General features: G+C 64.0%; 9 protein-coding genes and 1 pseudogene. 4 read left to right on the top strand and 6 right to left on the bottom strand.

Features of this window, described 5'->3' with window-relative positions; translation table 11 throughout:
- Positions 1-119: 119 nt before the first annotated feature.
- Together ppk2 and XI03_RS04410 are read right to left on the bottom strand one after the other, a co-directional pair.
- Complete coding sequence (gene ppk2, locus XI03_RS04415) at positions 120-1040, bottom strand: polyphosphate kinase 2 (RefSeq protein WP_271591439.1); 921 nt, start codon at positions 1038-1040, stop codon at positions 120-122.
- Between the two features lie 91 nt (positions 1041-1131).
- Complete coding sequence (locus XI03_RS04410) at positions 1132-1593, bottom strand: Lrp/AsnC family transcriptional regulator (RefSeq protein WP_028144303.1); 462 nt, start codon at positions 1591-1593, stop codon at positions 1132-1134.
- A 136-nt stretch (positions 1594-1729) separates the two neighbouring features.
- On the opposite strand from XI03_RS04410, the gene XI03_RS04405 reads away from it, so the two are divergent.
- Positions 1730-4093, top strand: a complete 2364-nt coding sequence (locus XI03_RS04405) for a transketolase (protein ID WP_271591438.1) — start codon at positions 1730-1732, stop codon at positions 4091-4093.
- A 299-nt stretch (positions 4094-4392) separates the two neighbouring features.
- Positions 4393-5823, top strand: a complete 1431-nt coding sequence (locus XI03_RS04400; protein WP_026202817.1) for an aldehyde dehydrogenase family protein — start codon at positions 4393-4395, stop codon at positions 5821-5823.
- 185 nt (positions 5824-6008) lie between these two features.
- On the opposite strand, the pseudogene XI03_RS04395 reads toward XI03_RS04400, so the two are convergent.
- Positions 6009-6986, bottom strand: a pseudogene (locus XI03_RS04395) (SMP-30/gluconolactonase/LRE family protein).
- 89 nt (positions 6987-7075) lie between these two features.
- Here XI03_RS04395 and XI03_RS04390 point away from each other — a divergent pair.
- Positions 7076-7900, top strand: coding sequence for an NAD-dependent epimerase/dehydratase family protein (locus tag XI03_RS04390; RefSeq protein WP_271591437.1), 825 nt, complete (start codon positions 7076-7078; stop codon positions 7898-7900).
- Between the two features lie 69 nt (positions 7901-7969).
- On the opposite strand, the gene mddA is transcribed toward XI03_RS04390, so the two are convergent.
- The 3 genes from mddA to XI03_RS04375 all read right to left on the bottom strand — a co-directional run bounded on the left by mddA (position 7970) and on the right by XI03_RS04375 (position 9678).
- Positions 7970-8743, bottom strand: a complete 774-nt coding sequence (mddA, locus tag XI03_RS04385) for a methanethiol S-methyltransferase (protein WP_271591436.1) — start codon at positions 8741-8743, stop codon at positions 7970-7972.
- A 69-nt stretch (positions 8744-8812) separates the two neighbouring features.
- Positions 8813-9319, bottom strand: a complete 507-nt coding sequence (locus XI03_RS04380; protein ID WP_038971860.1) for a hypothetical protein — start codon at positions 9317-9319, stop codon at positions 8813-8815.
- 53 nt (positions 9320-9372) lie between these two features.
- On the bottom strand, positions 9373-9678 hold the full coding sequence (locus tag XI03_RS04375) for a nickel-binding protein (RefSeq protein WP_028143478.1): 306 nt from the start codon (positions 9676-9678) through the stop codon (positions 9373-9375).
- Between the two features lie 151 nt (positions 9679-9829).
- On the opposite strand from XI03_RS04375, the gene XI03_RS04370 reads away from it, so the two are divergent.
- Positions 9830-11626 (top strand): winged helix-turn-helix domain-containing protein, encoded by a 1797-nt coding sequence (locus tag XI03_RS04370; RefSeq protein WP_271591435.1) that lies wholly within the window; start codon positions 9830-9832, stop codon positions 11624-11626.
- The last annotated feature ends 186 nt before the right edge of the window (positions 11627-11812 follow it).

Below are 11812 nucleotides of genomic sequence, written 5' to 3'. Positions count from 1 at the left end.
ACGCAGAGCGCCGTGCCCACCATGCATCCGCGTTCCTGGTGAGATTGGTGGGCACGCTTCCGCCGTCGCTCTTCGAGCTATGGCGGACAAGCCGCTTTGCTCAACCCACGAAACCTTTCTCAATATTTTGCCGGCACGTACATCTCCGGCGGGACCGGCCCGCGGTGGTAATCTGGGTTCCGCACGCGCGCCGGCAGCACCACCGGGACCCGCGCGACCTCCTGGTATGGCATCTGGCTCAGCAGATGCGCGATGCAGTTCAGCCGCGCGCGCTTCTTGTCGACGGCATCGACGATCCACCACGGTGAATCCGGAAGGTGCGTATGCTCCAGCATGGTCTCCTTGGCCTTGGTGTAGAGCTCCCAGCGGCTGCGGGCCTCGACGTCCATCGGGCTCAGCTTCCACTGCTTCAAGGGGTCCTTGATGCGCATGGTGAAGCGGAACTGCTGCTCGTCGTCGGTGATCGAGAACCAGTATTTGACCAAAATGATGCCGGAGCGGATCAGCATCCGCTCGAACTCCGGCACCGTCTGGAAGAACTCCTGGTATTGCTCGTCGGTGCAAAAGCCCATCACGCGCTCGACGCCGGCGCGGTTGTACCAGCTGCGATCGAACAGCACGATCTCGCCGCCGGCCGGCAGATGGGACACGTAGCGCTGAAAATACCATTGCGTGCGCTCGCGCTCGCTCGGTGCTGGCAGCGCGGCGACGCGGCAGATGCGCGGATTGAGGCGCTGGGTGATGCGCTTGATGACGCCGCCCTTGCCGGCGGAGTCGCGGCCCTCGAACAGCACCACGACCTTCTTCTTCTCGCTCTGGACCCAGTCCTGGAGCTTGACCAGTTCGCCCTGGAGCCGCAGCAACTCCCGGAAATAGAGCTTGCGGTCGACCGCCGGGCCCAGCGTATCGCTCTCCTCCAGGAGCTCGTCGAGACGCGCATCGTCGAGCTCCATCTCCAGCTCCTCGTCGAGATCGTCGGTCATTTCCCGAATAATGCGCTCGCGTTTGGCCATTTCAGGGGTGCGGTCGGATGCGGTCATGGGTCCTTCTCTCGGCTCGGGTGCCAGTCGCCGAGGACCATCGGTGGCGTTTATTGCACCCTTGTGACAGCCCGGAGCAGGACTGCGGGCATCACACCGGCAGCGCGATCGAATACTTCACCTGGCTCAGCGCAAAGCTCGACTCGATCGAGGCGATGCCGTCGAGCCGGGTCAGCTTGGTCTTGAGGAAGGTCTCGTAGGAGGCGAGGTCGGCTGCGACGACGCGAAGCAGGTAATCGCGGTTGCCGGTCATCAGATAACACTCCAGCACCTCGTCCCATTTCGAGATCGCGCGCGCGAAGCGGTTGAGATCCTCCTCCTTCTGCCGCGCCAGCTTGATCGAGATGAAGACGCTGACATGCAGGCCGAGCGCCTTCTGGTCCACGGTCGCAACGTAGCGGCTGATGACGCCGCGCTCCTCCAGCAGCTTGACCCGGCGATGGCAGGGCGAGACCGAGAGGCCGACCTTGTCGGCGAGTTCCTGCATGGTCAGCCGGCTGTCGGCCTGAAGCAGTGCGAGGATCTTTCGGTCGATGGCGTCTAGCTCTGGCATTGGGATAAAATCTGCATATTTTGCGTAGTTATTAGTATGATATCCCAATATCATCAGGTATTGCGTGAAAAATTGAGAAGTTTGGCGCCCCTCGCAGGCGTATCATCGCCCCACCTGTTTTCCGGGAGCCTTTGCCATGCCCGTCGATACCGCCCGCCTCGACACCTTGACCGCGCTTAGCCGCAAGGCGCTGTGGCTGTCGTCCTGGACCATCCACCACGCCAACCACATCCGCCCCAATGCCGACGGGTTGAAGGTCGGGGGACATCAGGCCTCGTCCGCCTCGCTCGCGACCATCATGTCGGCGCTGTATTTCCACGTGCTGCGTCCCGAGGACCGCGTGGCGGTGAAGCCGCATGCGAGCCCGGTGTTCCACGCCATTCAGTATCTGTTCGGCCGGCAGAGCCGCGAGAAGCTGGAGAACTTTCGCGGCTTCAAGGGCGCGCAGTCCTATCCCTCGCGCACCAAGGACGTCGACGACGTCGATTTCTCCACCGGCTCGGTCGGCCTCGGCGTCGCGCAGACGCTGTTCGCCTCGCTGGTGCAGGATTACGTCAAGGCGCATGGCTGGATGAAGGATCGCCGCGAAGGGCGGATGATTGCGCTGGTCGGCGACGCCGAGATGGACGAGGGCAACATCTGGGAGGCGCTTGCCGAAGGCTGGAAGCACGGCCTGCGCAACACCTGGTGGGTGGTCGACTACAACCGCCAGTCGCTCGATGCCGTCGTGCGCGAAGGGCTCTGGGAAAAGTTCGAGACCATGTTCCGCAATTTCGGCTGGGACGTCGTCATCGTGAAATACGGCCGCCTGATGCGCGAGGCCTTCGCCGAGCCCGGCGGCGAGGCGCTTAAAGCTTGGATCGACAATTGCCCGAACGCGCTTTACGCCGCGCTCTGCTTCCAGGGCGGCGCCGCGTTCCGAAAGCATCTGCACGACGAGATCGGCGACCAGGGGCCGATCACGAAACTGATCGACAGCCGCAGTGACGAGGAATTGCTGGCGCTGATGTCGAACCTCGGCGGCCACGACATGGCGAGCATGCTGGACGCCTTCGAATCCATCGATCACGATCGCCCGGTCTGCTTCATCGCCTACACCATCAAGGGCGTCGGCCTGCCGTTCCAGGGCCACAAGGATAATCACGCCGGCCTGATGACGGTCGCGCAGATGGAGAAATATCGCGACAGCCAGAACATCCGGCCCGGGCATGAATGGGAGAAGTATGAAGGCCTCGCGCAATCCGCCGCCGAGCTCGATGCCTTCCTCGCGCGCGTGCCGTTCAACCAGGACGGCCGCCGCCTGACCGCACCGGTCGTCGAGGTGCCCCAGCAGCTCGCCTTCAAGCCGTCGCCGCAGATGTCGACCCAGCAGGGCTTTGGTCTCGTCTTGAACGAGATCGCGCGCAGCGACGGCGAATTGGCGAGGCGCATCGTCACGACCTCGCCCGACGTCACGGTCTCGACCAATCTCGGTCCGTGGGTGAATCGCCGCGGCCTGTTCGCGCGCGCCGAAAAGGCGGATTTATTCCGCAGCGAGAAAATTCCCTCCACCTTCAACTGGGACTTTTCGCCCAAGGGCCAGCATCTCGAGCTTGGAATCGCCGAGATGAACCTGTTCATCATGCTCTCGGCGCTCGGGCTGTCGCACCAGATCAACGGCGAGCGGCTGCTGCCCGTCGGCACGCTCTACGATCCCTTCATCGAGCGCGGGCTCGATGCGCTGAACTACGCCTGCTACCAGGACGCGCGCTTCATGGTGGCGGCGACGCCGTCAGGCATCACGCTCGCACCCGAGGGCGGCGCGCACCAGTCGATTGCAACGCCCCTGATCGGCATGGCACAGGACGGGCTCGCCTCGTTCGAGCCGGCCTTCGTCGACGAGCTCGCCGTGATCATGGCTTTCGGTTTTGAGCACATGCAGCGCGATCCGGGCGAGGGCGGCTCGGTGTACTTGCGGCTCTCGACGCGCAGCATCGAGCAGGCGCAGCGGATCATGACACCGGAGCTGCAGCAGGGCATCACCGACGGCGCCTATTGGCTGCGCAAGCCGGGCCCGAATGCCGAAGTCGTGATCGCCTATACCGGCGCGGTGGCACCTGAGGCGATCGAGGCGACGGGCTTCATCGGCGAGAGCCGGCGCGACATCGGCCTGCTCGCGATCACCTCGGCGGACCGCCTCCATGCGGGCTGGACCGCCGCACGGAAATTGCGGCGGGACCGCCGCGGCGTGCAGCATCTCAGCCACATCGAAAAACTGCTGGCGCCGCTGCCGCGCGACTGCGGCATCGTGACCGTGATCGACGGCCATCCGTCAGCGCTCGGCTGGCTCGGCAGCGTCCGCGGCCACCGCGTCGAGGCGCTCGGCGTCGAGCAGTTCGGCCAGACCGGCACGATCGCGGACCTGTATCGGCACTACGGCATCGACGCGAACGCCATCATCGATGCGGCCGAAAGCCTCACCACCGGCGCGCCGGTGCTGCATCGAAAGATGGCGGTGTAGTCGAGGTAACCGGCTGCATGGGCCCCGGCTCTGCAGCGCACCGCTGAAGTAGCGCTGCGCTGCGTCCGGGGCACGAGCCTGGTTAGACGCGCTCCAATCGCGTGTCCCGGACGAGGCGCGACATGAAATGTCGCGACGCTGAGCCGGGACCCAGGCCGCTTGCTTCGCTTCAAATCGCGTCCCATATTCCGCGCGTCCGCCGCAACGCTGGCCCCGCATATGGCGGGTTCAATTGCCGGCGCTTTCGTGCAAGGATGCCTGCCGAAACGCCCCCACATGCCCCCAAGAAGAGGTTAACGATGGTCAATCGCATGCAATTCTACATCGACGGCGCCTGGGTCGATCCCGCCGTCAAGAAGTCCACCGCCGTGGTCAACCCCGCGACGGAAGAGGCGATGTACGAGGTTGCGCTGGGCTCCAAGGCCGACGTGGACAAGGCGGTTGCCGCCGCCAAGCGCGCCTTCGCAACCTTCTCCCAGACCAGCCGTGAAGAGCGTGTCGCGCTGCTCACCAAGGTCATCGAGGTCTACAAGGGCCGCCTCAAGGAGATCGGCGCCGCCGTGTCCGACGAGATGGGCGCGCCGCTGCCAATGGCCGAGAAGCTCCAGGCCGGCGCCGGCCTCGGCCATCTCATGACCACGCTCGACGTGCTCAAGAACTACCATTTCGAGGAGCCGGTCGGCACCGCCATGGTGCTGCGGGAGCCGATCGGCGTGGTCGGCATGATCACGCCCTGGAACTGGCCGCTCAACCAGATCGCCTGCAAGGTCGCGCCCGCGCTCGCCGCCGGCTGCACCATGATCCTGAAGCCGTCGGAGTTCACCCCGACCTCGGCGCTGATCTTCGCGGAGATCCTCCATGAAGCCGGCGTGCCCAAGGGCGTGTTCAACCTCGTCAACGGCCTCGGCCCCGAGGTCGGCGCCGCCATGAGCGAGCACCCCGACATCGACATGATCTCCTTCACCGGCTCGACCCGTGCCGGCATCGACGTGGCCAAGCGCGCCGCGCCGACCGTGAAGCGCGTCAGCCAGGAGCTCGGCGGCAAGTCGCCGAACGTCATCCTCGAAGGCGCCGACCTCACGAAGGCGGTGACCGGCGGCGTGATGCACATGTTCAACAACTCCGGCCAGTCCTGCAACGCACCCTCGCGCATGATCGTGCCGCTGTCCAAGATGAAGGACGTCGCCGCGATCGCGAAGGCCGTCGCCGACAAGACCAAGGCCGGTGATCCCCGCGCCGAAGGCACCACCATCGGCCCGGTCGTCAACCGCGGCCAGTGGGACAAGATCCAGGGCCTGATCAAGAAGGGCATCGACGAGGGCGCAACGCTCGTCGCCGGCGGCCCGGGCCTGCCCGAAGGCGTCAACAAGGGCTTCTATGTCCGCCCGACCATCTTCGCCGACGTCACCCCCGACATGACGATCGCTCGTGAAGAAATCTTCGGACCGGTGCTGACCATCATCGGCGCCAAGGACGAAGCCGAAGCCGTGCAGATCGCCAACGACACGCCGTATGGCCTCGCTGGCTACGTCACGGGTGCCTCGGTCGAAGACGCCAAGCGCGTCGGCCGCCAGATCCGCGCCGGCAACGTCAACCTCCAGGGCGTGCCCAACGACCGCACCGCGCCGTTCGGCGGCTACAAGCAGTCGGGCAACGGACGCGAGTGGGGCAAGTACGGCCTCGAGGATTTCCTCGAAGTGAAGGCCGTCGCCGGCTTCAACGCGGCGTAAGTTTTTAGTGGTTGAACGAATGACGCCGGAGCGGGCAACCGCTCCGGCGTTTTTGTTTTGGGCGGCGTGTCGCGACAAGGCGAGGTGCCGTAGGGTGGGCAAAGGAGCGAAGCGACGTGCCCACCATCACGCCACAAGCGAGCAGGGTGGGCACGCTTCGCTTTGCCCACCCTGCGAGTGCAGCGTTAGCCCCCCAACGCCCCCTGCGTGTTCACATACAGCGCGTAGATCGACTGGCTCGCCGCCATGAACAGGCGGTTGCGCTTGACGCCGCCGAAGCAGAGATTGGCGCAGCGCTCGGGCAGCGCAATGCGGCCGATCATGACGCCGTCGGGCGCGAACACCACGACGCCGTCGAGCTCGGGATCGCCCATGCCCCAGCCACACCAGAGATTGCCGTCGATGTCGCAGCGCATGCCGTCCGGCGTGCCGGGACCTGCATCGATGTGGACGCGCTTGTTGGAAATCTTGGTGCCGTCGGGCTAAACGTCATAGGCGAGGATCTTGCGGTTCGGCACGCCGCGGGATTCCACGACATAGAGGATCTTCTCGTCCGGCGAGAAGCACAGCCCGTTCGGCCCGAGCACGCCCTCTGCGACGATGGTCGCCTTGCCGGTCGCGGGATCGAGCCGGTAGACGTTCGGGTCGATCTCGGGCTCGGCCTTGTAGCCCTCGTAATTGCCGAGCAGGCCGAAGGTCGGATCGGTGAACCAGATCGATCCGTCCGATCTAACAACGACATCGTTTGGCGAGTTCAACCGCTTGCCGTTGAATTGATCCATCAGCACGGTGATGCTGCCGTCGTATTCAGTGCGCACCACGCGCCGCCCGCCGTGCTCGCAGGTGACGAGCCGGCCCTGGCGGTCGCGCGTGTTGCCGTTGGCGAAATTGGAGGGCTTGCGGAACACGGAGACCGCGCCGGTCTCTTCCTCCCATTTGATGATGCGCTGGTTCGGGATGTCGCTGCAGAGCAGATAACGCCCGTCGCCGAACCACACCGGTCCCTCGGCCCAGCGCAGGCCGGTCGCCAGCCGTTCCACCGCCGACAGTTTCAGCCAGTATTTTTCGAAGCGGGGATCGAGCGCCATGATCGCGGGGTCGGGGTAATAGGTCGCCGGCCGCCAGCCTGGCCGTTCCTGGGTGTGGGACGATGCCTCATTCATGTCGGTTCTCACGTTTCGTTCCCTCTGGACAATCCTGCTATCATTAGGGACACGTGACGGCAAATCGGTCACCAACGGTGAGGGAAGACATGCCGCGTATTTTGATGACGGGAGCTTCGGGCGGAATCGGCACGAGCCTGCGAAAACTGCTGCCGCCGATCTATTCGGACCTCCTGCTGTCCGACATCAAGCCGCCCGCCGATCTCGGCGCGAACGAGAAGTTCAAGGCAGCGGACCTCGCCGATCTCGCGCAGTGCGAGGCGATATGCGAGGGCGTCGACGGCATCATCCATTTCGGCGGCTATTCGGTCGAAGGCACCTGGGAACAGATCCTCCAGGCCAACATCATCGGCGGCTACAATCTGTTCGAGGCCGCGTACCGCAAGGGCGTCAAGCGCGTGGTATTCGCCTCGTCGAACCACGCCGTCGGCTTCTATCCGCGACACCACAGGATCGGCGCCGACGTGACCCCGCGCCCCGACGGGCGCTACGGCGTCAGCAAGGTGTTCGGCGAAGCCGTCGGCGCGCTCTACGCCGACAAGCACGGGCTGAAGGTGACGTGCCTGCGCATCGGCAATTTCGGCGACATGCCGCTCGACCAGCGCCGGCTCGCCATCTGGCTCAAGCCCGATGACCTCGTGCAGCTCTGCCGCATCGGGCTCGAGCATCCCGACATCCATTTCGAGGTGTTCTACGGCGCCTCCCTCAACGAGCGCGCCTGGTGGGACAACCACCGCGCCTATGAACTCGGCTATCGCCCCACCGGCCGCGCCGAAGATTTCCGCGAGCACGCGATGGCCGAGCAGGCCAAGCTGAAGCCGGATCCGGTCGGGGATTATTTCCAGGGCGGCACGTTCTGCAGCATGGAGTTCGATGCGGAACCGAGCCGGATCATCGACTGGAAGAAGCGCTAGGGAGCGCGCTCGACATGGCGAGAGCGGCCGAGCTCTGCTTGGCCGCTCAAACCGTAGCTTCGCGCCGGATCAGAACAGGCCCGGGAGCAGCATCGCTACCTTCTCCCTGTAGTGTCGGTACTGATCTCCGAAAAGAGTGATCAGGTCGCGCTCCTCCAACCAGATGCCGACGAAGATGTAGGCCGTCGTCACCATCGCGAACAGCATGTGCCCGAGCGTCATGGTAGGCGTCGACCAGAACGCGATAATGAAGCCGAGATAGATAGGATGCCGGATCAGGCGGTAGAGGCCCGGCGTCCTGAACTTCATCGGCTCGGCGAGCCGCCCCGCAAAGTGGCTGACGACTTGCGTAAGTCCGAACAATTCGAAATGGCTGATCAGAAACGTGCTGTACAGCACGATGAGCCAGCCGGCGAAGCTGCCGGCGACTGCGGCGTAGGCCGCCACCGGCGTCTCAATCTCCCAAACCACGGCGGTGATGGGACGCCATTGCCAGAACAGCAGGATCAGGCTCAGGCTTGCCAGCAGCACATAGGTGCTGCGCTCGAGCGCGGGTGAGGCGAAGGCGGCGAACAGCTTCTTGAAGCCCTGGCGAGCCATGCCGCTGTGCTGGACGGAAAACAGGGACATCAGCGCGAGATCAATCAAGAGGGCCTGTGCGGTCGAACCAGCCACGCCGCTGTCGATCGTCTTGGGCACGATGAACCGCGAAATGAAGCCGACGGCGTAGAGAAAGGTTCCGAAGAAGATGAGATAGGCAAGGAGGCCATAGCCGAGCACGAAGCTTCGTGCCAAGAGCGAGCTTGCCGTCTGTGTAGGTCCGTTTTGCATGGTGATGGACATGATAGAGTTTCCAGTTCAGTGGTGAGAGCTTGAACGGCTGTTTCAGCGGGCGTGTCACCGCCGCCTTCGTCAGGTTGCAAAGGCTGTCGGAACCGTCGCGGCCTTGCATTTGCCGGGGCTTTTCTGGACCATTGCGCCGCCGCTCACGCCCTCGGTGCGATGGTCGCCGAACGACGTCGCAGCCGAAGCCAGAACAAGCGACATCAGGACGGCCCCGATCGTCCCGATCGCCAGCGCGGCGGTTCTGGATTTAAAATTTCCGGGTTTGAAATTCTTGAAATAGGAGGTCTTGGCTTCGGAAGCGTCGGATTGGAAGAGAGAATTCATGACTATCTCCTCGAATTGAAGCGGTTGCTGGAAATGCAAATCCTCTGATGGTGAAGCGTCTCGAACCGTGCCATCACCGCTGGCCGTGGTGCCGCCGCAACCTTTCGCGAACTGCATTGCGGCCTTCTCGCGGTTCGCCAGCATGCTGGCGACAGACTGATTGATGAGCCGGCGAAGCCGCAACAGGATGCCGGCGAGATACCGCTGCGAGGGGCTCAGTGCGGGCGGCGCCTGAGACTGAACGGACATTTTCTTATCCTTTCATGGAATCACGAGTCGATGACGGCGCCCGCGCTGATTTGCTATTCGGCGGCGGCCGTCTGCGGTGTGGGATCGCCGCGGACGACCACTGTCGTGGCGACCTTGTAGAACTCCTCGCCCGGCATGCCGACGCGCCGTGCATGCTCTCGGATCGACTCCCCATCGCGCGCTTCATAGATGCAGAAGGTGCCGATGCGGCCGTCGGCCTCATGGACCACATAGCTGCGGATCCAACGGACGCGGTGGGACATCTGCTCGTTGCCGATCCGAGCGGACCTCGCGCCGGCGGCTTCCAGTTCGCTCAAATTTGCCCAGGCGCTCGGGCGGCGGATGACATAGAGTTCCATCAGACATCTCCTCGGGGTTGTTGCCTGCGGGGCGGAAGCGACCCAGGCCGTGAGGAGCTATAGAGGCGACCGGTGCTGACCGTCCTTACCGCGGGCTGATCATTGCCTGATCCTTGTCTGAACCTTTTCCGCATCGCCTGGACTTAACGATATGACCCTCAGGTTTGGACCCTTCGAGCTCGATGAAGAGGGCCGTGCGCTCATCCACGCGCAGCGGGAAGTCGCGTTGCAGCCGCGTGTGTTCGATCTGCTGGTCTACCTGACGCGCAACCGGGATCGGGTCGTCACCAAGGAAGAGCTGCTCGATACCCTCTGGCCTGATGTAACCGTCACCGACAATTCGTTGCAGCGGGCGGTGAGCATGCTGCGTGGCGTGCTGCGCAAGGGTGGCATGGATAGTGCCATCCGGAACATGCCGGGCAGGGGATATCGTTTCTGCATCGACGGCGTATCCGAGATGCAGGTCCTCGCCGCTTCCGAGACGACGGACGAGCAGGCCCCGGACGTGCGGGCGCAAGCGCAACGCGCCGCTGCCGTGCAAGCCTGGGACGAAGCCGCAGCGTTGTTCGAGGCGGCCGATACGGTCGAACCGCTTGATGGCGCCGACTTGCACCAATGGGCGCTGGCCTTGCAGTGCGCCGGCAAGGCCGATGCGGCCCTGCCTCTTTTGGCTCGTGCAGTTGCCGCCCATACCAGGGCCGGCAACGTCCCGCTGGCCGTCGTCGACGCCGTCACGCTCTCCGGCTTGCACTTCGAGCGCGGCCAGGCGGCGATTGCCAAGGGCTGGCTGGCACGGGCGGAAGATTGGGCCTCCGAAGTCGAGGATCCCGCCACGACTGCGCTCATTCTCTGGATGAAGTCGAAGGTCGCCGCGTTCGAGGGCGAGCCTGAACAGGCGCTTTCACTTGCTGATGTCGCGTACAGCACGGTCCGGCACAAGAACGCTATTGGCATCGAGGCGCTGAGTCTTGCTTATCGCGGGTTCTACCGGCTGTGTCTGGGCGATACACGCGCAGGACTAGCGGATCAGGACCTCGCCGCTGCTATGGCGCTCTCCAGCGGCGATATCGATCCAATCGTCGGAGGCATCCTCTACTGCAACATCCTGTGGGCGGCGCGGATGTTCGGAGATTGGGCCAGGGCCGACCAGTGGACGCTGGGCTATCAGAAATATTGCACCGAGAGCGGGATGGAATTGTCCGGCTCCTGCCAGCTTCATCGGTCAGAAGTTCTCGGTGTCAGGGGCTCGCTCGGCGAAGCTTTGCTCCGAATTCAGGACTCGTTGGCACGGCTCACCGGTGATGCGCCTTGGGCGATCGGCGATGCCAATCGCGTGCTTGGCGACGTTTACGCAGCGATCGGCAATGAAGACGACGCGCTCGAGGCCTATGAAAAGGCTTACGCGCTCGGCTGGTGCCCGGAACCCGGTCGAGCCATGCTGTTGCTGGAACGCGGCGAAGCGGAGGCGGCTTACGCCAGCCTCGAGCGCAGTCTGATCGGAAAGTCCTGGTGGACCCTGCAGCGGCGTGGGATCCTGTTCGCACATCTGGCACTCGCGGCCGCGCACACGGGCCGTCGTGAGCAGGCGCTTGAACTGATCGAGGAGCTCTCCGGAAGTCCGGACCGGTGGCCGATGCCATCGATCCGCGCATTGACGAACGAAGCGCAGTCGGTCCTCGCGCATGCGCGCGACGATTATGAGGCAGCGCTGCGCCATCTGCATCTGGCCCGGCAATTGTGGTCGAGCATCGACGGGCGAGTGCAGGCCGTCAGGTTGAGGCTGCGGATCGCGAAGCTGCAATTGGCGCATGATGATGTTCGAGGCGCCTCGGCGGAAATTCATGCGGCGCAGCTCGTGGCCCGCGAACTGGGCTCGCGGAAGTTCGAGGCTGAGTGTGCGGCTTTGCGACACGAGGCCGATATGCGTGCGACAGGACGCGCTGCCTAGCAACCGTCCGCGATACGTACCCTGCCTTGTCAAGCGGCACGTGGTTTTCGTTCGGGTCAGCCGGCGCCGCCGCTCGTTCTGGTGTCCCGCCCCTTGATGTGGATCAATGGTACTCCAGCCTTTCGGCTTTCGATCTGTGCGATCGGAATTCAGCAACGATTGCGTTGATGACGCCGCAGAGGCGGC

Source organism: Bradyrhizobium sp. CCBAU 65884 (genome assembly GCF_028128835.1).
GTDB lineage: Bacteria > Pseudomonadota > Alphaproteobacteria > Rhizobiales > Xanthobacteraceae > Bradyrhizobium > Bradyrhizobium ottawaense.
The sequence above is the reverse complement of the archived record's forward strand: the minus strand, read 5'-3'. Positions and strand labels throughout refer to the sequence as shown.

Coding starts and splice junctions, on each gene's coding strand:
- ppk2 (WP_271591439.1), bottom strand. CDS start 1,040: ATGACCGCATCCGACCGCACCCCTGAAATGGCCAAACGCGAGCGCATT.
- XI03_RS04375 (WP_028143478.1), bottom strand. CDS start 9,678: ATGGAACTCTATGTCATCCGCCGCCCGAGCGCCTGGGCAAATTTGAGC.
- XI03_RS04390 (WP_271591437.1), top strand. CDS start 7,076: ATGCCGCGTATTTTGATGACGGGAGCTTCGGGCGGAATCGGCACGAGC.
- XI03_RS04380 (WP_038971860.1), bottom strand. CDS start 9,319: ATGTCCGTTCAGTCTCAGGCGCCGCCCGCACTGAGCCCCTCGCAGCGG.
- XI03_RS04410 (WP_028144303.1), bottom strand. CDS start 1,593: ATGCCAGAGCTAGACGCCATCGACCGAAAGATCCTCGCACTGCTTCAG.
- XI03_RS04405 (WP_271591438.1), top strand. CDS start 1,730: ATGCCCGTCGATACCGCCCGCCTCGACACCTTGACCGCGCTTAGCCGC.
- XI03_RS04370 (WP_271591435.1), top strand. CDS start 9,830: ATGACCCTCAGGTTTGGACCCTTCGAGCTCGATGAAGAGGGCCGTGCG.
- XI03_RS04400 (WP_026202817.1), top strand. CDS start 4,393: ATGGTCAATCGCATGCAATTCTACATCGACGGCGCCTGGGTCGATCCC.
- mddA (WP_271591436.1), bottom strand. CDS start 8,743: ATGTCCATCACCATGCAAAACGGACCTACACAGACGGCAAGCTCGCTC.